This window comes from Streptosporangium sp. NPDC023963 (genome assembly GCF_040639135.1).
Lineage (GTDB): Bacteria > Actinomycetota > Actinomycetes > Streptosporangiales > Streptosporangiaceae > Streptosporangium.
In genome coordinates, this window is the sequence record NZ_JBEZZK010000003.1 from 168,692 (window position 1) to 187,713 (window position 19,022).

Here is a 19,022-nt window from a genome sequence, read left to right on the forward strand (position 1 = left end):
TCACCCCTTTGTCAACGAATCGGTGCTGTCCTGCCATTCTCCCGTGGGGTCCAGGTGGTCGAGAATCCGGGCCGCCGCGGTGCGGGCGGTGGCGACGCAGGCGGGGATGCCGAGGCCGTCGTAGGCGGCGCCGCACAGGGCCAGGCCCGGCTGCTCGGCCGCGGCGGCCCGGATGCGGGCCACCCGGTCGAGGTGGCCCACCTCGTACTGCGGCAGGGAGCCCCCCCAGCGGGTCACCCGGGAGTCGCGGGGCAGCCCGCGCACGCCCATGACCTCGACCATCTCGGCCATCGCCAGCGCGACCAGCTCCGCGTCGTCGCGCTGGAGCACGGCCTCCTCGCCGATCCTGCCGATCGAGCAGCGCAGCAGGACCAGGTCGGGATCGCTCTCGGCCAGGTGGGGCCACTTGACCGAGCTGAACGTGGCGGCCTTGATCGGGCGCCCGTCGACGGCCGGGACCAGGTAGCCGCTGCCGGTCGGCGGCCTGGGGAACGCCTCGCGCGGATAGGCGAGGGTGACGATGGCCATGCTGGCGTACTCGATCCTGGCCAGTTCGGCGGCGGCCCGGGGCACCTCCCCGGCGAGCAGGCGGCTCGCCGCGGGGGCCGGAACGGCGACGATCACCGCGTCGGCCTCGACGGTCTCCGGCGCGGGGACGGGACCGGTGACCAGCAGCCAGCCGTCCTCGGTCCTGCGCAGCTCCCTGACCGTGACGCCGGTCCTGATCTCGGCCCCCGAGGCGGCGGCGACGGCCTCGGGCAGGCTGCCCATCCCCCGGCTCAGGGTGGTGAAGACAGGCCCGGCGTCCTTGGGGGCGTCGGCGGTGATCTCCCTGGCCGCGGTGAGCAGCGACCGCTCGGACCTGGCCGCGATCGCGATCCTGGGCATGGTCGCGTCCAGCGAGAGCCGCTCGGCCCTGCCCGCGTAGACGCCGCCGAGCAGCGGCTCGACGAGCCGGTCGACCACCTCCTCGCCCATCCTGGCCCGGATGTACGCCGCCACCGACACGTCGTTGGTGACGCGCGTGGCCGGCAGGACGTGGTCCAGCGGCACCCGGGCCAGGCCCGCGGGGCTCAGGACGCCCGACCTGGCCAGCGCGAGGACGTCGGAGGGGACGCCCATGACGTGTCCCTCCGGCATGGGCCGCAGCACGCCCCTGGTCAGGATGCCCGCCTTGGTGGTGCCGGGGAGCCTCAGCTCCTCGCCCAGCCCGGCCATCCTGGCCAGTTCCTTGCCCTCGGGCCGCCGGGCGAGCATCGCCTCGGCCCCCGCGTCCATCGCCACACCCGCCACCTCGGTGGTGTGGAGCTTGCCGCCGATCCGCGGGGCGCCGTCGAGGACGGTCACCCTGAGGTGCTCGCCGTGCCTCCGCAGGTGCCACGCGGCGGCCAGCCCGGCGATCCCGCCGCCGACGACCACCACATGCCTCCGCTTGCCTTCCATGACCCGACCGTATCGGTCCCCCCACCCGCCCGCGCATCCCGCCCGGCGCCCCCGGCGCCCCCGTGACCCGACGGCGCGGAGAACGTGACGCCATCGTGACTGCCCTTCTCCGAACCCCTCCGCCGCGCCCGGCGTCATGATGTTCATGAGCAGATTCCGGTACGGCCCGCGCCTGGCGGTCCCCCTGGTGGGCCTGGCGTTGTTGGTGTCCGCCTGCGGTGGCGGCGAGGCAATGAGCACGTCCGGCGGCGCGGCACCCGCCGCCGGCTCCGACATGCGGGCTCCCGAGGGGGAGTCCGCCGCCAGGGACGCCGCCGCGTCCCTGGCGTCCCCTGAGTCCCCGGCGTCCCCTGAGTCCCCGTCCGACTCCCAGAACACCGCCCAGGTGAAGGTGGTCCCGGAGGACCGGGCGATCGTCTACACCGCGGAGATGACGGTGAGGGCCAAGGAGGTCACCGCAGCGGCGGACCGGGCCCGGCAGATCGTCACCACCGCGGGCGGCTACCTGGCCAGGGAGAGGTCGGACGCCCACTCCAACGGCGAGGGCTCCGCGACGCTGGTCTTCAAGATCCCCCCGGGGAACTACCCGGGAACGCTCGACCGCCTGGGCAAGGACCTGGGCACACGCGAGTCGCTGCAGCAGAACACCAAGGACGTCACCGAGCAGGTGGCCGACGTGGAGAGCCGGCTGAAGTCGGCCAAGGCCGCGCTCGACTCGCTGCGCACGCTGCTGAAGCGGGCCAACACCATCGGCGAGGTGCTCGACGTGGAGCGGGAGGTCTCCAACCGCGAGAGCGAGCTTGAGTCACTGCAGGCCAGGCAGAGGACCCTCGCCTCGCAGACGAGCATGGCGACGCTGACGCTGAACCTGGTCGGCCCGGCGGCGGTGGTCCAGGAGGAGGACGACGAGCCGTCCGGTTTCCTCGGCGGCCTGGAAACGGGGTGGAGCGCCTTCGTCGCCGCCGTCAAGATCGGTCTGACGCTGCTGGGCGTGCTGCTCCCCTGGCTGGTCCTGATCGGCCTGGTCTGGCTGGTGCTGGCCTTCCTGCTCCGCCTGCGCCGCGGCGGGCGGGGCGGCAGGCCGCCCGCGCCCGCGCCCGCGGATCCGGACCCCGCGCCGGTCGAGGACGGGGAGGCCGGCGACGGCGACGACAGGGCGGAGGACGGCGAGGGACCCGTCCCCATGAGCCCGAGAAGGAGCGACACCTCCGGGTGAACGCCTCCGGGGAACTCCGGGGAACTCCCGGGAACGGGGCCGGACGGACGGACCCCGGTGAGCGGGCCTCGGCGAACGGGCCGGTCAGCGAGCCGAGGCCTCGTGGACGAAGTCGGTGAGGCGGGCCAGCTGGTCGGGGTCGGTGCCGGGCAGCACTCCGTGCCCCAGGTTGAACACGTGGCCTTCGATCTTGGACGCGCGGGCGAGGATGTCGCCCGCGCGGCGCTCCACGACCTCCCACGGGGCGAGCAGGATCGCCGGGTCCAGGTTGCCCTGCAGCGCCTTGCCCGGGCCGACCCGCGGGGCGGCCTCGTCGAGGGGGACCCGCCAGTCGACGCCCACGACGTCGGCCCCCGCCTCGCCGAGCAGGCCGAGCAGCTCGCCGGTGCCGACGCCGAAGTGGATGCGCGGGACGTCCAGGCCGGCCAGGCCCGCGAAGATCCGGCTGGTGTAGGGGAGGACGAACTCGCGGTAGTCGTCGGGCGAGACCGCCCCCACCCAGGAGTCGAAGAGCTGGACGGCGGAGGCCCCGGCGGCGAGCTGCACGCGCAGGAAGCCCAGGGTGATCTCGGTCAGCCGGTCCATGAGGGCGTGCCACAGCTCCGGCTCGCCGTACATCATGGCCTTGGTGTGGTCGTGGTTCTTGGAGGGGCCGCCCTCGATGAGGTAGGACGCCAGCGTGAACGGCGCTCCCGCGAAACCGATCAGGGGGGTCGCGCCCAGCTCCTTCGTCAGCGCCTGGACGGCCTCGGTGACGTAGGAGACGTCGTCCGGCTCGAGCGGGCGCAGCGCCCTGGCCGCCTCGGCGTCCCTGATCGGCGAGGCCACCACCGGCCCGACACCGGGCTTGATGTCGAGGTCGACGCCGATCGCCTTGAGCGGCACGACGATGTCGCTGAAGAGGATGGCCGCGTCCACGCCGTAGCGGCGGACCGGCTGCATCGTGATCTCCACGACCAGCTCGGGGGTGGCGCAGGCCGTGAGCATCGGCACCCCCTCGCGGAGCGCCCGGTACTCGGGCAGCGAGCGCCCTGCCTGGCGCATGAACCACACCGGGGTGTGGGAGACGGGCCGGCGGCGGCAGGCGCGCAGGAAAGCGGAGTCGGCGGGCTCGGAAGTCACCCCACCAGGGTGCCATGCCAGGGGACCGGTCGGCTCACCAAGGCCGCCGGCCGGTCAGACCGATACGAAATCACCGACTGTTCGATGAGATTCCATCTCACACCACCCAGGCACGGCCAAGTGATGATAATGATCGCGTCTTACCGGTTTTGAGAGCTTCGTCCACTGAAATCCGATGTTGGTACGCGACAAGTGCCGTCGCGCGGAGCGAAGCGATCATGTTTCCGGGTACAGTTCCTCCCATCGGCGATCCTGGCCCGGCCCCCGGCTGGTCCAAATGTTCGCCAACTCACCGCGCGGCATCGATTCCCGCACCACTTTGGGGACACGCCGAGCACGCTGCGCGGAAATGTCGGCGCGACGTGCCAACGTCGGACCACGACCCGACGAAAGGCCCGTGCGATGTCCACCATGTGGAGTTCACCCGAACATCGCGGTGAGCACCGTGCCTCCTGCGCCCGCGGACGGGTTCCCGGACCACGACCCCGTTCCGGCGATCACGGCCGAGGCGGGCGCCCGGAACGGCCCGGAGCCGGGCAGGTCGGCGCCGGACGCGGTCGCACGCTCTTTCCTGGAGTTCCCGTCGGCGGGGTCGCCTCCGCCCTCCGCAGGCCGCCGGCAGCGGCTTGATCGGCTCCAATGGCTCCTACACACACCCCAGTGGTCCCCATGCGCTCAGTTTCGACCTACGCTTCCGATATGACCGTCGGTGACGCGCCGCCCGCTCCCGCCGCCTTCAGGCGCGCGGTGGCGAGCATGCGCCCCGCGGAGGTCAGGCCCGAGATCGAGCTGGAGGACATCCCGGCCCCGCAGCGCCTGGCCCCCTACTCGGCCGCGATCGGCGCGTCGGTGTACCGCGACGACGACGAACTCGCCGTCGGCCGCCTCATCGTGCTCTTCGACCCCGACGGCCAGCGCGGCTGGGACGGCCAGTTCCGGCTCGTCGCCTACGTGCGGGCCGACATGGAGCCGGAGATCACCGAGGACCCGCTGCTCGGCCCCGTCGCGTGGAGCTGGCTCACCGAGTCGCTCGACGCGCACGACGCCGGCTACGCCGCCGCCGGAGGCACCGTCACCCGGGCGGTCTCCGAGGGCTTCGGCAACAAGGCCGAGGACCCGGTGACCACCGAGCTGGAGCTGCGCGCGTCCTGGTCACCGCTGCAGGAGGACCTCTCCGGCCATGTCGCCGCCTGGTGCGACCTGATGTGCCTCGCCGCGGGCATACCACCCCTGCCACCCGACGTGGCGGCGCTGCCGCCGCGCCGTCGCGAAGATCCGGAGCCCTTCAGAACGTGACCGATGAGACGACCGTAGTCCCGCTGCTGGAACCTCGCGAGGGAATCCCACCCGTCGTCGAGGACCCGGCCGCTCTCGCACGCGTGGTGCGCGCCTTCGCCGAGGGCACCGGCCCCGTCGCCGTCGACGCCGAGCGCGCCTCCGGCTATCGCTACAGCGGCCGCGCCTACCTGGTCCAGCTGCGCCGGGCCGGCGCGGGCAGCGCCCTGATCGACCCCATCCGCTGCCCCGACCTCTCGGGGCTCGACGCGGCGCTGGCCGACGCGGAGATCGTGCTGCACGCGGCCTCCCAGGACCTGCCGTGCCTGGCCGAGGTGGGCTTCCACCCGCGCGAGCTGTTCGACACCGAGCTGGCCGGCCGGTTGCTCGGCTACGAGCGGGTCGGGCTCGGCCTGATGGTGGAGAACGTCCTCGGATTCAGGCTGGAGAAGGGCCACTCGGCCGCCGACTGGTCCACCCGCCCGCTGCCGGAGGACTGGCTGCGCTACGCCGCGCTCGACGTCGAGGTGCTGATCGAGCTCCGCGACGTCCTGCACGAGGAGCTGGTCTCCAGCGGCAAGCTGGCGTGGGCCCGCGAGGAGTTCGCCTCCGTGCTCGCGCACAAGGCCCCCGCCCCGCGCTCCGACCCGTGGCGGCGCACCTCGGGGATCCACAAGGTCCGCTCGCTGCGCGGGCTGGCGGTGGTACGGGAGCTGTGGACGCTCCGCGACGGCCTCGCCCGCGAGTCCGACGTCGCCCCCGGCCGGGTCCTGCCCGACTCGGCGATCGTCACGGCCGCGCTGGAGCTGCCCCGCACCACCAAGGCGCTCACCGACATCCCCCCGTTCACCGGCCGCAGCGCCCGGCGGCACCTGCGCGACTGGCTGGCCGCGATCGGCACCGCCCGCTCGCTGCCCGAGGCGGAGCTGCCGCAGCCCAGCGCCCCCGGCGACGGACCGCCGCCGGCCAACCGGTGGATGGACCGCGACCCGGTGGCCGCCCGCCGGCTGGCCGCCGCCAGGGCCGTGGTGGCCGCGCTCGCCGACGAGCACCACATGCCCGCTGAGAACCTGATCCAGCCCGACGCGGTACGCCGGCTGACCTGGGAGCCTCCCCCGGTCATCGACGACGAGGCCGTGATCGCCCGGCTGCGCGAGCTGGGCGCCCGCGAGTGGCAGATCGGGCTGACCGCCCATCCGATCGCCAAGGCGCTGCTCCGCCTGGAGATCAAGGGACAGGCCTGAGACCCCCGTCCTTTACAAAGTAGATCATTGATTCCGGGATCCGGGCGGGCACGGCCCGCTCCGGCCCGGGTCCCCGGGTCCCCGGCCCGCGGGAACGCTCCGGCTCAGTTCCGGCAGGCCGCCGGGAGGGTCCACGACGAGAACCGCTCCGCCTCGTCCTCCTCCGCCGCGGACGGCTCCGTCCGCACGTAGGGAACGGCGCACCACACCGTCCGGCCCAGCCCCGGGCCGTGCTCGCGGGTCCCCCAGCGCCCGGCGGAGAGCCGGTCGACGATGAACAGGCCGCGCCCGCGCCTGGCCCCGGAAGGCAGGTCCCGCGGGATGTGCGGGGCGCGGGAGGCGGAGCCGGGATCGGAGACCTCGACGTGGACGGAGTCGGGGGTGGCGGTCAGCGTCAGGCCGATCAGGTCGCCCACCAGCCCGCGGTCGGCGTGCTCCACGGCGTTGGCCAGCAGTTCCGAGACCACCTGGACGACGTCCGGCAGCAGCACGTGGTCCGGGCCGAGGGCCTCGCGCGTCTCGCGGCGCGCCCGCCCGACCGATTCGTAGGCGCTGTCCAGAAATACCTCCGCGAGCTTTCCCGTCTCCATGCCCGAAGCCCTCCACCTGGTTTCACGAATCGCCGTCGTCACGTCCGCTCCCGCGGGAATCCCTCCAAAGGACGACTACCCTTCGTGTCCGTCTCGACACGCGCGGGTACGCGCTTCCGGGCGCTTTCCGCGCGCTTTTCACCCGGCCGGCGAAGAACCCGGGACATTCGCCCCGCGGGGGCCGGCGGCGGGGCGAATGTGATGCCGGAGCCGGAGCCGTCAGGCTCCGGGGGCCGACTCCCCCGATCCCCGCGCGAGGAGCTCCACGGGCACCGTCACGCGGCGGACCGGACGGCCGGGATCGGCGATGCGGGACAGGAGCATGTCGACCGCCAGGTGCGCCTGCAGCACCCCTGGCCCGGCCGGACGATCGTGGTCAACCGGGTCGGCGGCGGCACGGTGGCCCACACCGTCAGCGACAACGTGACCACCTTCCCGACCCAGGCGGGCGCGACGTACACCATCGCGGCCCCGTGACCTCCGTCTCCGTCTCCGTCTCCGTCTCCGCCTCACCGAGCCGTACGGCCTGACCGGCCTCACGGCGGCCGTCCGCGTGACGGGGAGGTCCCGGGTCCCGCCCCCGCCCCTGAGCCGGGGCGCGGGACCTGACGCGAGATCATCCCCGTCACGCGGACGGCGGGCGTCTCGTCCCTCCGGTCAGAGGGACGAGACGCTCAGCAGGTCGCGAGCATGCCCTGCAGGGCGCTCTTCTCCGAGCTCTGCAGCGTCAGCTTCCAGTAGTACTTCACCTGGATCCACGCCCTGGCGTAGGTGCAGTCGAAGCCTCCCAGCGGCGGCTGCCACGTCGAGGGGTCCTGGTCGCCCTTGGCCTGGTTGACGTTGTCGGTGACCGCCCACAGTTCGGGACCGCCCAGGTCGTTGGCGTAGGACTGGCGCTGCGCGCTGGTCCAGGCGTAGGCGCCCGAGCGCCACGCCTCGGCGAGCGGCACCATGTGGTCGATGTCGACGTCGCTCGCGGCGGTCCAGGTGGCGCCGTCGAACGGGGAGTACCAGCTGCCGGAGGTGGGCGCGCAGCTGGAGTTGACGACCACTCCCGTACCGTCCCTCTTGAGCACCGTCTCGCGGGTGTTGCAGGCGCCGCTGATGGTGATCCAGTGGTTGAACAGCGACCGGTCGTAGGAGGACTGGTTGGTCTCCGGGGCGACGGTGAGCGTCGCCAGCCTGCTGGCGGCGGTGGACGCCGAGGGGATGTTCGGCGGGGTCGCCGACGCCGTCCCCGCCGTCAGGGAGACGGTGAGGAGAAGTGCCGTGAGGGCAGCGGAGATCCCGGTGACGACTCGTTTCACGAGTGGCCCCTTCTGTCGCTCCACCTCGGCCAGTCGGGGGGTCTGGGCACGGCGAGAGGACGACAGACGGAACGTCTCAACTCATGACAAATGCGGAAATGTCATGGTTTGACGACGAGTCAGGACGCGCTTGGTCGGATACTGCCTTGGTCCATGATCGGACGCGTTTGATCTGCGACGACACGGCGCGCGGAAAGGCGCGGCCTCCTCCTTTCCCTGCCAACACGGCATGAAGGTCTGGTGAACGCCGGAATCCTCGCGAGGCTCAACCGGATTCAGCCGGACTCGGCCGGGTTCAGCCGAGCCCAGCCGGACTCGACCGGGCTCAGCCGGGTTCAGCCGGGCTCAGCCGGTCGACAGGGCCGCCTCGATGTCGTCGGCGCCGGCCAGCGAGCCGGCCAGCCGTTCCCGCTCCGCGGCGTCCAGGGGGATCGCGCGCACGCGGGCCAGCAGCTCGCCCGCCCGCTCCCGGTCGGAGAGCGCCAGGGCCATCTCCGCGCGGTAGAGGAGCGCTTCGACGAGGTCCGCGTTCGGCGCGTCCCCGGCTCGCGACAGCGCGCCGTCGAGAATCTTGGCGGCCTGCCGGTGATCGCCGTGGGAGTCGCCCATGACGACGGCGTTCTGCAGTGCCGTGGCGAGTCTGCCGGTCGGGGGTTCCTCCTGGATCGCGTCCTTGGACGAGGGGAAGATCCGGATCCAGTTCCCTCCCGGATCGACGATCGTGAACCCGGCGAGGTTGTCGGCGTTCTTCCGTTTCCTGGGCCTGGTCATCCGGGGGATCCCGGAGATCAGGAGCTTGCCGTACGCGGATCGCATGCCCTCGGCGAAGGCGCCGAAGAGAGCTCCGGTATCGGGGACGGTGATGATGCAGGTGCCGTAGGAGTCTTCCGGGTTGAAACCCGGGATGGTGAAGAAGTGCAGATGGATGTCCTCCCGCCGCAGGGCGAGGTACGGATTCGGGCGAACCTGGTGGTAGGTCCTGGTGAAACCCAGCGCGGTGTAGAACTCCTCGATCTCGTCGATCGATCGGCAGGGCAGTGCCGGCACGGTCGTCTCGTTGGCCATCTCGCTCCTCCGGATGAGCAGTAGTCAAATTTTACTACTTCCGAGCCCGAGTGTAGCGGTGGCCGAAAGTGGACGCCTCCCGGATTGTCACGCCCCGCCCGAAAAACGCCCCCGCGCGGGAACACCATGGCGACCGCGGATCCGTGGCCACCCGCGTCCGCGCATGCCCGCCGGGAGCCGGAGGCGCCGGCACGGCCTTCCTCAGGACGTGCGCGCGTCCCTCTCCAGGCGTTCGATCAGCCCGCGGGTCCACTCGGCGCCGCTGCCGGAGAAGTGCGTCCAGAGCCGCATGATCTCGGCGATCGGCTCCCAGTCCCGGGAGTCGGCGTCGTCGGACGTCCAGTGGCGGGCGACCTCCGCCCGCCAGCCGTCGAGTGCCGCCAGCCGCTCCTTCAGCAGCGCGATCACCTCTTGCCTGGGCAGGCAGGTGAGGAAACCCACCCCGGCCGTCAGCTCGTCGATCTTCTGGTCGTGCCTGGCCAGGGCCTTGCGCAACATGTCCAGGAACTCCGCGTCACCGGCCTCGGTGAGCTCGTACTCCACGCGCGGCGGCCCGCCCGCGGCGCTCGGCGCCATCTCGTGGGCGCGTAGCAGCCCCTGCTTGGCCATCTGCCTGAGCGCGTGGTAGATCGAGCCGGGCTTGGCCGTGGACCACTCGTGCGCGCCCCAGCTCTCCAGGTCTCCGCGCACCTGGTAACCGTGCGCCCGGCCGCGTTCGCGGACGGCCCCGAGCACCAGCAGCCGGATGGCCGACACCCTAGCCCCCATCTCCGAACGATCGGTGACCGGAGTTTACCGGTCCCGCGCCGCCGGGAGGGCACGCCGGAAGGGAGAGGAGCGCACGCCGTCCCCGGACCGGCCGCCGGCGCGGCCCGTCCGCCACCCCCGCGGACGCCCTCCAGCTCACCCCCGCTTTCCCCCGGCGCTTGCAGCGGGCGGGACGGCTGCCGTACCGTGGAAAGGAAAGCGCTTTCCAATTGGAGGTCGGAGAAGATGTCCCCGCAAAGCATCGGCGTCGTGATGAACGGTGTCACGGGCCGCATGGGCTACCGCCAGCACCTGGTCCGATCGGTCCTGGCGATCAACGAGCAGGGCGGCGTGACGCTGTCGGACGGCGGGAGGGTTCTGCTCAGGCCGGTGCTGGTGGGCCGGAGCGCGGAGAAACTGGAGAGGCTGGCGAGCGCGCACGGCATCGCGGACTGGACCACCGACCTCGACACCGCCCTCGCGGACGACGCCAACCTGATCTACTTCGACGCCCAGGTCACCCAGGCCCGGGTGAAGGCCGTGCTCGCGGCGATCGAGGCGGGCAAGCACATCTACGCGGAGAAGCCGACCGCCGAGACGTACGAGGACGCGCTGGCGCTGGCCGAGGCCGCGACCTCCAGGGGCGTGAAGAACGGCGTCGTGCAGGACAAGCTCTTCCTGCCGGGCCTGCTCAAGCTCAAGCGCCTGATCGACGGCGGCTTCTTCGGCCGGATCCTGTCGGTGCGCGGCGAGTTCGGCTACTGGGTGTTCGAGGGCGACTGGCAGGACGCGCAGCGCCCGTCGTGGAACTACCGCACCGAGGACGGCGGCGGCATCGTCCTCGACATGTTCCCGCACTGGGCGTACGTGCTGGAGAACCTGTTCGGCCGGGTCACCTCGGTCTACGCCCAGGCCGTCACCCACATCCCCGAGCGGGTGGACGAGCGCGGCGAGAGCTATCGGGCCACCGCCGACGACGCCGCCTACGGGGTGTTCGAGCTGGAGGACGGGATCATCGCGCAGATCAACTCCTCCTGGAGCGTCCGGGTGAACCGCGACGAGCTGGTGGAGTTCCAGGTGGACGGCACGCACGGCAGCGCCGTCGCGGGCCTGCGCGACTGCCGGATCCAGCACCGCGCCACCACTCCCAAGCCGGTCTGGAACCCCGACCTGCCCGCCACCGCCCGCTTCAGGGACGGCTGGCAGGAGGTGCCCGACAACGCGGAGTTCGACAACGGCTTCAAGATCCAGTGGGAGCTGTTCGTCCGCCACGTGGTCGAGGACGCGCCCTTCCCCTACGACTTCGCCTCGGGCGCGCGCGGCGTCCGCCTCGCCGAGCTGGGCCTGCGCTCCTCCGCCGAGGGCCGCCGCCTGCCGGTGGAGCCCTGATGGCCGCGCTGAGGATCGCGCTGCCCGGCGGGGAGCACACCCTGCGCGAGCCGGTCGCCTGGGCCAGGCCCGCGGGCCCGGCGGTGAGCCGCGTCGTCTACGCCGCCGCGCACGTGGTCGCCGACCCGCTCGGCGACAACACCCCCGGCTCCCCGGCCGCCGTCGACTGGGACGCCACCCTGCGCTTCCGGCACCACCTGTGGTCGTACGGGCTGCGGGTCGCCGACGCCATGGACACCGCGCAGCGCAACATGGGTCTCGACTGGGCGGCCACCCGCGAGCTGATCCGGCGCAGCGCCACCGAGGCGAAGGCCTTCGGCGACCCGGCGGAGCTGGTGGCCTGCGGCGCGGGCACCGACCAGGCCCCGCACGCCCGGACCCTGGACGAGGTCGTGGCGGCCTACACCGAGCAGATCGAGACCGTGCGGGACGCGGGCGCCGGGGTCATCGTGATGGCGAGCCGCCAGTTGGCCGCGATCGCGCGGGGCCCGGAGGACTACCACCGGGTCTACGGCGAGCTGTTCTCCCGGGTCGACCGCCCGGTGATCCTGCACTGGCTGGGCGAGATGTTCGACCCGAACCTGGCGGGCTACTGGGGCTCGCGGGACGTGTCCGAGGCCACCGCGTCGTTCCTGTCCCTGATCCGCGACCACGCGGCGAAGGTGGACGGGGTCAAGGTCTCGCTGCTGGACGCCGAGCACGAGATCGGGCTGCGCGCGGCGCTGCCCGAGGGCGTGCGGCTCTACACCGGCGACGACTTCAACTACCCCTCGCTCATCAAGTCGGGCAGCCACGCCCTCCTGGGCATCTTCGACGCGATCGCCCCCGCCGCCGCGGCGGCCCTGGAGGAACTCGACGCCGGGGACCTCGGGCGGTACGACGAGATCATGGAGCCTACGGTCCCGCTCTCGCGGAAGATCTTCGAGGCTCCGACGTACAACTACAAGACGGGCATCGTCTTCCTGGCCTGGCTCAACGGCCACCAGGACGCCTTCGCCATGGTCAACGGCGCCCAGGCGGCCCGGTCCCTGTCCCACCTGGCCGAGGTGTTCCGCCTGGCCGACGGGGCGGGGCTGCTGGCCGACCCCGAGCTGGCGGTCTCCCGGATGCGCTCGCTGCTGGCGGTGAACGGCCTGTGAGCGCGACGAGGGCGACGAGGGCGACGAGGGCACAGACGAGCCGGTTCTCGCTGAACCAGTGGACCACGAAGCGCTGGACGGTGGCCGAGGCCGTCGACGGGTGCGTGCGGCACGGCGTCGAGGCCATCGGCCTGTGGCGGCAGGACGTCGCCGCGCAGGGCCTGGAGCAGACCGTCAAGCTCGTCGCGGACGCCGGGCTGCGGGTGTCGTCGCTGTGCCGGGGCGGGTTCCTCACCTCCGGCGGTCCCGAGGCCCTGGACGACAACCGCAGGGCGATCGACGAGGCCGCGGCGCTGGGCGCCGCCTGCCTGGTCATGGTGGTCGGCGGCCTGCCCGGCGTGGTGCCCGGCGAGCCGCTGGGCACGATCTCCCGCGACCTGCCCGCCGCGCGGGAGCGGGTCGCCGAGGCGCTGGCCGTGCTGGCCCCGTACGCGGGCGAGCGCGGGGTGCGGCTCGCCCTCGAACCGCTGCACCCGATGTACTGCGCCGACCGGGCCGTGCTGTCCACCCTCGGCCAGGCGCTCGACCTGGCCGAGGCGCACCCCGCCGAGCAGGTGGGCGTCGTCGTCGACACCTTCCACGTGTGGTGGGACCCGCGGGTGCTGGAGGAGATCGCGAGGGCGTCGGGCCGGATCGCGAGCTACCAGGTGTGCGACTTCCTGTCGCCGCTGCCCGCCGACGTGCTGCTCGGCCGGGGGGTGATGGGCGACGGGGTGATCGACTTCGCGCCGATGACCCGGGCGGTGGCCGAGGCGGGCTACACGGGGGACGTCGAAGTGGAGATCTTCAACGCGGACGTGTGGGCCGCCGACCCCGACGGGATCCTGGCCAGGGTGAAGGCCGCCTTCGCCGAGTTCGTCGGCGGTTGACACGCGGTCCCCCGCTCCGGTGTTCCGGGGGCGGGGGACCGTTCCAACACGCGGGAAAACGCGTTCGCCGGCCCCGGATTACCGCTTCACGTTGGAGTGACATGGCAGGTACTCGTACGGTAGGGGTATGACGACCGCAGAAAGCGAAGCCAGCCCCGCCGTACAGCGGCCGCCGGAACATGTGATGGCCGTACTGGAAGCGATCAGGGAGTGGGAGGCGGCCAACCCCGACTCGGCCCCCTCCGGCCAGGGAGAGGCGATTCTCTGGGCCCTGGGCAAGCGGGAGCAGGCGCCGATCAGCGGCCGCCCCTCCTCGGGATCCCCGCCCACCCTCGCCGAGGCACGCGCCGAGATCGACGCCGCCGAGCGGGTTCCGCGCGAGGGCCGGGTCGTGCCGGCCGACGGGGTCATCAGCACCCTGAACTGGTTGATCGGCGCCAAGGACGGCCTGCCCATTCCCGGCCGTAAGTCCTCGGAGGGCTGGGGACACCTGGTCGGCGGGCGCGGTGTGATCCTGCGCACCGAGGCCGAGATCGCCAGGATCGCCGAGCTGGCCGCCGAAGGCCGGCCCAACGCGGCGGGCGAGTGGGAGAGGGAATGGTGCGCGGGCACCATCGCCGTGTGCGAGTGGGTTCTCGGCACGCGCAGGAAGTCCCCGGTCCGTAACACGCCTCGCCCCATCCACGGACCGACCGGCCTCAACCTCGGCATGGAGGAGAGCGCGGCCGAGGACGTGTCCCGGCAGCTCGGCCGGGGACGCCAGCACTCCCCCGGCTACGGCGACGGGGTCATCAGGACGATTCGCTGGCTGCGCGGCCAGATCATGGTCCCGCCGGTCAACGAGCAGGGAAACCCCGTTCCCGGCATGCGCTGACCCCCGCCACTCCCTCTCTTCCCGGCCCCCGCCCTTCCCTGCGACACGAGCGGCCCGGACACCCCTGAAGGTGTCCGGGCCGCTCGTCGTGCCGGCCTCGTCGCCTCCGGCCTCTCGTGACGACCCCGCCGCGACCGGCCCGCCCTGACGGACTCTCGTGACGGACTCTCGTGACGGAGGCGTGTCACCCCAGGCTCACCCCAGGCCGCGGGTGCTCTCCCGGAGGATCACCTCGCCGGTCACGCTCTCGGCCCTGGACTCCTCGGACGGGTCGAGGGCCAGCTCCAGCGCGCGGGCGCCCATGCCGGCGAGCGGCAGCCGCACGGTGGACAGCGAGGGGACCAGGTCGCGCAGGGTGAAGATGTCGTCGAAGCCCGCCACGGAGACGTCCTCGGGAACCCGGATGCCCCGGTCCCTGAAGGCGGCCAGGGCGCCCACCGCCATCACGTCGTTGACGGCGAAGACGCACGTGACCCCGGACACCTGAGTGGCCGCCGCGTAGCCGCCCTCCCGGTCGAAGGAGCCGTTCAGGACGCGCGGCGCGGGCAGGCCGAGCTCCTCCAGCGCGTCGGTGAACCCCTCCACCCTGTCCCTGGGCGCGATCAGCCAGTCCGGCCCGGCGAGGATCGCGAAGTTGCGGTGCCCCAGCCCGGCGAGGGCGCGGGCCAGCTCGGCGGCGCCCAGGCGGTTGTCCGGCACCACCGTGTCGACGCCGAGCAGGTTCTGGCCCACGCAGGCGACCCGGCCCCCGGACTCCCGGTAGTGGTCGAGTTCCGTCCGGAGCCTCCGGGTCGCCTCCGGGTCGGTGACCCGGGAGCCGACGAGCAGCACGGCGCGGACCCGCTGGGCGTTGAGCGTCGAGACGTAGGCGATCTCCCGCTGGGGGTCGCGATGGGTCGTGCCGATCATGACCATGAGCCCCTGGCTCTCGGCGACCCGCATGGCCCCGTCGGCGATCGCGGCGAAGTAGGGGTCGGTGAGGTCGTGGACGACCAGGCCGATCACGTTGCTGGCCCCCCTGGCGAGGGTCTGCGCGGCCACGTTGGTGCGGTACCCCAGCTCGGCGGCGGCCAGCTCCACCTTGGCCCGCAGGGAGGCGCCCACCTGCCGGGTGCTGCCGTTGAGCACCCGCGACGCCGTGGCGAGCGAGACGCCCGCCTGCCGGGCGACATCCTCAAGCGTGACCACCGACAACCTCCCGGAAAGCGTTTTCCAAAGTCTGCCAGAGTTACCCCCGCCCCGCATCCCGGGACACGGCCCGCGAGGTGGGGCCGTAAGCCCGCACACCCTTGGGGACAACTTACCCACCTCTCGCGCGCCCGGCCGCGCCAAGCGTTGTTACTGACGAGTAGCATGGTGGGGAAGCCATCCAGCAACGAGGAGCGAACCCCGTGCCTTCGTCTCGTGACGTCGTATTCGTCGACGGTGTGCGCACACCATTCGGCAGGTCGGGCCCCAAGGGCCTGTACGCCGAGACGCGCGCCGACGACCTGGTGATCCGCGTCATCCGCGAGCTGATCCGGCGTAACCCGAATCTGCCTCCCGAGCGCGTCGACGAGGTGGCCATCGCGGCCACCACGCAGATCGGCGACCAGGGCCTGACCCTGGGCCGCTCCGCCGCGATCCTGGCCGGCCTGCCCAAGACCGTGCCCGGCTACTCGATCGACCGCATGTGCGCGGGCGCGATGACCGCGGTGACCTCGGTCGCCGGCGGCATCGCCTTCGGCGCCTACGACGTCGCCATCGCCGGCGGCGTCGAGCACATGGGCCGCCACCCCATGGGCGAGGGCGTCGACCCCAACCCCCGTTTCCTGGCCGAGCAGCTCGTGGACGGCTCCGCCCTCGTCATGGGCATGACCGCCGAGAACCTCCACGACCGCTACCCCTCCATCACCAAGGACCGCGCGGACGCCTTCGCCCTCGCCTCCCAGGAGAAGGTCGCCAAGGCGTACGCCGACGGCAGGATCCAGCCGGACCTGGTCCCGACGGCGATCAGGTCCGCGGAGAAGGGCTGGGGGCTGGCCACCGCCGACGAGGCGCCCCGCCCGGGCACCACGCTGGAGGGCCTCGCCGGGCTGAAGACCCCGTTCCGCCCGCACGGCCGGGTCACCGCGGGCAACGCCTCCGGGATCAACGACGGCGCCACGGGCTGCGTCGTGGCCGCCGCCGACGTCGCGGAGGAGCTCGGCCTGGCGCCGAAGATGCGCCTGGTCTCGTACGCCTTCGCGGGTGTGGACCCCGAGGTGATGGGCGTCGGGCCGATCCCGTCCACCGAGCGGGCGCTGCGCCTGGCCGGGCTCTCCATCTCCGACATGGGGCTGTTCGAGATCAACGAGGCGTTCGCCGTGCAGGTGCTGGCGTTCCTGGAGCACTTCGGCATCGCCGACGACGACCCCCGGGTCAACCCCTACGGGGGCGCCATCGCCTTCGGCCACCCGCTGGCCTCGTCCGGGGTGCGCCTGATGACGCAGCTCGCCCGCGAGTTCGGCGAGCGCCCCGACGTCCGCTACGGCGTGACCACGATGTGCGTGGGCCTGGGCATGGGCGGAACGGTCATCTGGGAGAACCTCGGCTGGGAGGGCGAGAAGTGACGGACACCAAGACGGGCGGCGCGGGCACCGCGAGCACCGCGGACATCGCGGAGATCTTCGCCGACGAGGTCGTCACCCGGGCGGCCGTCCGGGACGTGGAGCTGCCGTACGGGGCGGGCACCATGGCCCTGATCACGCTGGACAACGGTTTCGACCACACCAAGCCGTCGACGTTCGGCCCCGGCGGGCTGACCTCGCTGGGCGAGGCCCTGGACGCGGTGGCCGGGCGCGGCGACCTGGCGGCGGTGGGCGTCGTCGGCAAGCCGTTCGTCTTCGCCGTCGGCGCCGACCTCAAGGGCGCCGCGCTGGTCACCGAGCGGGAGCAGGCGCTGCGGATCGGCAAGCTGGGGCACGACGTGTTCCGCCGCCTCGGCGAGCTGGACGTGCCCTCGTTCGCCTTCGTCAACGGCGCGGCGATGGGCGGCGGCCTGGAGGTCGCGCTGCACTGCACGTACCGGACCATCTCCTCCGGCGTGCCCGCCGTGGCGCTGCCCGAGTGCTTCCTCGGCCTGGTCCCCGGCTGGGGCGGCACCCAGCTGCTGCCCCGCCTGATCGGCCCGGCCGCGGCCGTCAAGCTGATCGTCGAGAACCCGCTCTCGCAGAACCGCATGATCAAGGGCAGGGAGGCGTTCGCGCTCGGTGTCGCCGACGCGATGTTCGAGCCCGCCGACTTCCTGGAGGAGTCGCTGCGCTGGGCCGCCCAGGTGCTGCGCGGCGACGTGACGGTCTCCCGCGCCGACCACACCGGGGACGACTGGGCCAAGACGGTCGCCGACGCGCGCTTCCTGCTCGACATGAGGCTGCACGGTGCCTCCCCGGCCCCGTACCGGGCGCTGGAGCTGGTCGAGCTGGCCCGCACCGCCTCGCGTGACGAGGGCTTCGACGCCGAGGACCAGGCTCTGGCCGACCTCCTCATGGGCGACGAGCTCCGCGCCGGCCTGTACTCCTTCGACCTGGTCCAGCGGCGGGCCAAGAAGCCCGCGGGCGCCCCCGACAAGGCGCTCGCCCGCAAGGTGACCAAGGTCGGCGTCGTCGGCGCGGGCCTGATGGCCTCGCAGATGGCGCTGCTGTTCGCCCGCCGCCTGGAGGTACCGGTCGTGCTGACCGACCTGGACCAGGCCCGGCTGGACAAGGGCGTGGGCTACGTCCACGCCGAGGTGGACAAGCTGCTCGGCAAGGGGCGCGTGTCCGCCGACCAGGCCAACCGGCTCAAGGCCCTGGTGACCGGCTCGCTGACCAAGGACGCGTTCGCCGACGCCGACTTCGTCATCGAGGCCGTGTTCGAGGACATGAAGGTCAAGCGGAAGGTGTTCGCCGAGGTGGAGGAGGTCGTCTCCGCCGAGTGCGTGCTGGCCACGAACACCTCCTCGCTGTCGCTGACCGAGATGGCCTCGGGGCTGCGCCACCCCGAGCGCGTGGTGGGCTTCCACTTCTTCAACCCGGTCGCGGTGATGCCGCTGCTGGAGATCGTGCGGGGGGCGGAGACCGACGACGCGACGCTCGCCACGGCCTTCTCCGTCGGGCGGTCGCTAAAGAAGTCGTCGGTGCTGGTCAAGGACGCGCCCGCGTTCGTGGTCAACCGCCTGCTGACGCGCTTCATGGGCGAGGTCATCGGCGCCGTCGACGAGGGCACCCCGCTGGAGGTCGCCGACCACGCGCTGGACGGGCTCGGCCTGCCGATGACCCCGTTCGCGCTGATGCAACTCGTCGGCCCCGCCGTGGCGCTGCACGTCGCCGAGACGATGCACGAGGCCTTCCCGGCCCGCTACGGGGTGTCGGAGAACCTCGCCCGGCTGGTCGCGGCGGGCAAGCCGGGCGTCTACGCGCCGGACTTCTCGCTGGACCCCGAGGCGGTGGCCCTCTTCACCGGCGGCACCTCCCCGTCGACGGCGGAGGAGGTGCGGCTGCGGGCGCTGCGGGCGCTGGCCGAGGAGATCGGCCTCATGCTCCAGGAGGGCGTGGTCTCGGCCCCCCAGGACATCGACCTGTGCATGATCCTCGGCGCGGGCTGGCCGTTCCACCTGGGCGGCGTCACCCCCTACCTCGACCGGACGGGCATCGCCGAGCCGCGCTTCCTGCCTCCGGGCGTGGCCTCGGTCCCCGCCTGATGTCCTCTCCGTACGGCTTCCCCCGTCCTTCCGCGGCGGGGGA

General features: G+C 72.6%; 17 protein-coding genes. 10 read left to right on the forward strand and 7 right to left on the reverse strand.

Annotation, left to right across the window (positions count from 1 at the left end; all coding sequences use genetic code 11):
• Entirely contained in the window at positions 1-1,443 is a 1,443-nt protein-coding gene (gene hemG, locus AB0F88_RS12055) for a protoporphyrinogen oxidase (protein WP_362681117.1), read from the reverse strand.
• 145 nt (positions 1,444-1,588) lie between these two features.
• On the opposite strand from hemG, the gene AB0F88_RS12060 reads away from it, so the two are divergent.
• Positions 1,589-2,659, forward strand: a complete 1,071-nt coding sequence (locus AB0F88_RS12060) for a DUF4349 domain-containing protein (protein ID WP_362681119.1) — start codon at positions 1,589-1,591, stop codon at positions 2,657-2,659.
• Positions 2,660-2,743: 84 nt separating this feature from the next.
• On the opposite strand, the gene hemE is transcribed toward AB0F88_RS12060, so the two are convergent.
• Entirely contained in the window at positions 2,744-3,781 is a 1,038-nt protein-coding gene (gene hemE / locus AB0F88_RS12065; RefSeq protein WP_362681121.1) for a uroporphyrinogen decarboxylase, read from the reverse strand.
• Positions 3,782-4,480: 699 nt separating this feature from the next.
• Between hemE and AB0F88_RS12070 the strand changes: the two genes are divergently transcribed.
• The gene (locus AB0F88_RS12070; RefSeq protein ID WP_362681124.1) at positions 4,481-5,077 is read left to right on the forward strand and encodes a DUF3000 domain-containing protein; all 597 of its coding nucleotides are present in this window, start codon (positions 4,481-4,483) and stop codon (positions 5,075-5,077) included.
• Complete coding sequence (locus AB0F88_RS12075) at positions 5,074-6,300, forward strand: HRDC domain-containing protein (protein ID WP_362681127.1); 1,227 nt, start codon at positions 5,074-5,076, stop codon at positions 6,298-6,300. Before AB0F88_RS12070 ends, AB0F88_RS12075 begins: the two co-directional genes overlap by 4 nt.
• A gap of 104 nt (positions 6,301-6,404) precedes the next feature.
• Here the strand turns inward: AB0F88_RS12075 and AB0F88_RS12080 are convergent, their stop codons facing one another.
• Positions 6,405-6,890, reverse strand: coding sequence for an ATP-binding protein (locus tag AB0F88_RS12080; protein WP_362681130.1), 486 nt, complete (start codon positions 6,888-6,890; stop codon positions 6,405-6,407).
• A gap of 336 nt (positions 6,891-7,226) precedes the next feature.
• Here AB0F88_RS12080 and AB0F88_RS12085 point away from each other — a divergent pair, with 336 nt between their 5' ends.
• A complete protein-coding gene (locus AB0F88_RS12085; protein WP_362681133.1) occupies positions 7,227-7,367 on the forward strand; it encodes a hypothetical protein in 141 nt (46 codons plus the stop codon).
• Between the two features lie 197 nt (positions 7,368-7,564).
• Here AB0F88_RS12085 and AB0F88_RS12090 read toward each other — a convergent pair whose 3' ends face one another.
• The 3 genes from AB0F88_RS12090 to AB0F88_RS12100 all read right to left on the reverse strand — a co-directional run bounded on the left by AB0F88_RS12090 (position 7,565) and on the right by AB0F88_RS12100 (position 10,030).
• Positions 7,565-8,197 carry an HNH endonuclease family protein gene (locus AB0F88_RS12090; protein WP_362681136.1) on the reverse strand — a complete coding sequence of 211 codons (633 nt, stop codon included), beginning with the start codon at positions 8,195-8,197 and terminating at the stop codon, positions 7,565-7,567.
• Positions 8,198-8,542: 345 nt separating this feature from the next.
• On the reverse strand, positions 8,543-9,262 hold the full coding sequence (locus tag AB0F88_RS12095; protein WP_362681139.1) for a VOC family protein: 720 nt from the start codon (positions 9,260-9,262) through the stop codon (positions 8,543-8,545).
• A 201-nt stretch (positions 9,263-9,463) separates the two neighbouring features.
• Positions 9,464-10,030, reverse strand: a complete 567-nt coding sequence (locus AB0F88_RS12100) for a PadR family transcriptional regulator (protein ID WP_362681142.1) — start codon at positions 10,028-10,030, stop codon at positions 9,464-9,466.
• Positions 10,031-10,255: 225 nt separating this feature from the next.
• On the opposite strand from AB0F88_RS12100, the gene AB0F88_RS12105 reads away from it, so the two are divergent.
• The 4 genes from AB0F88_RS12105 (at position 10,256) to AB0F88_RS12120 (ending at position 14,280) form a co-directional block, all read left to right on the forward strand.
• The gene (locus AB0F88_RS12105; protein WP_362681145.1) at positions 10,256-11,398 is read left to right on the forward strand and encodes a Gfo/Idh/MocA family oxidoreductase; all 1,143 of its coding nucleotides are present in this window, start codon (positions 10,256-10,258) and stop codon (positions 11,396-11,398) included.
• 8 nt (positions 11,399-11,406) lie between these two features.
• Positions 11,407-12,537 carry a dihydrodipicolinate synthase family protein gene (locus AB0F88_RS12110; RefSeq protein WP_362682469.1) on the forward strand — a complete coding sequence of 377 codons (1,131 nt, stop codon included), beginning with the start codon at positions 11,407-11,409 and terminating at the stop codon, positions 12,535-12,537.
• Entirely contained in the window at positions 12,534-13,406 is an 873-nt protein-coding gene (locus tag AB0F88_RS12115) for a sugar phosphate isomerase/epimerase (RefSeq protein ID WP_362681148.1), read from the forward strand. The genes AB0F88_RS12110 and AB0F88_RS12115 overlap by 4 nt, the downstream gene beginning before the upstream one ends.
• 127 nt (positions 13,407-13,533) lie before the next feature.
• The gene (locus tag AB0F88_RS12120; protein WP_362681151.1) at positions 13,534-14,280 is read left to right on the forward strand and encodes a hypothetical protein; all 747 of its coding nucleotides are present in this window, start codon (positions 13,534-13,536) and stop codon (positions 14,278-14,280) included.
• Positions 14,281-14,475: 195 nt separating this feature from the next.
• On the opposite strand, the gene AB0F88_RS12125 is transcribed toward AB0F88_RS12120, so the two are convergent.
• Positions 14,476-15,468 carry a LacI family DNA-binding transcriptional regulator gene (locus AB0F88_RS12125; RefSeq protein WP_362681154.1) on the reverse strand — a complete coding sequence of 331 codons (993 nt, stop codon included), beginning with the start codon at positions 15,466-15,468 and terminating at the stop codon, positions 14,476-14,478.
• Positions 15,469-15,671: 203 nt separating this feature from the next.
• Here AB0F88_RS12125 and AB0F88_RS12130 point away from each other — a divergent pair, with 203 nt between their 5' ends.
• Positions 15,672-16,871: a thiolase family protein gene (locus AB0F88_RS12130; RefSeq protein WP_362681159.1), complete on the forward strand. Its 1,200-nt coding sequence runs from the start codon at positions 15,672-15,674 to the stop codon at positions 16,869-16,871.
• The gene (locus tag AB0F88_RS12135; protein WP_362681162.1) at positions 16,868-18,979 is read left to right on the forward strand and encodes a 3-hydroxyacyl-CoA dehydrogenase NAD-binding domain-containing protein; all 2,112 of its coding nucleotides are present in this window, start codon (positions 16,868-16,870) and stop codon (positions 18,977-18,979) included. Before AB0F88_RS12130 ends, AB0F88_RS12135 begins: the two co-directional genes overlap by 4 nt.
• Positions 18,980-19,022: the final 43 nt, after the last annotated feature.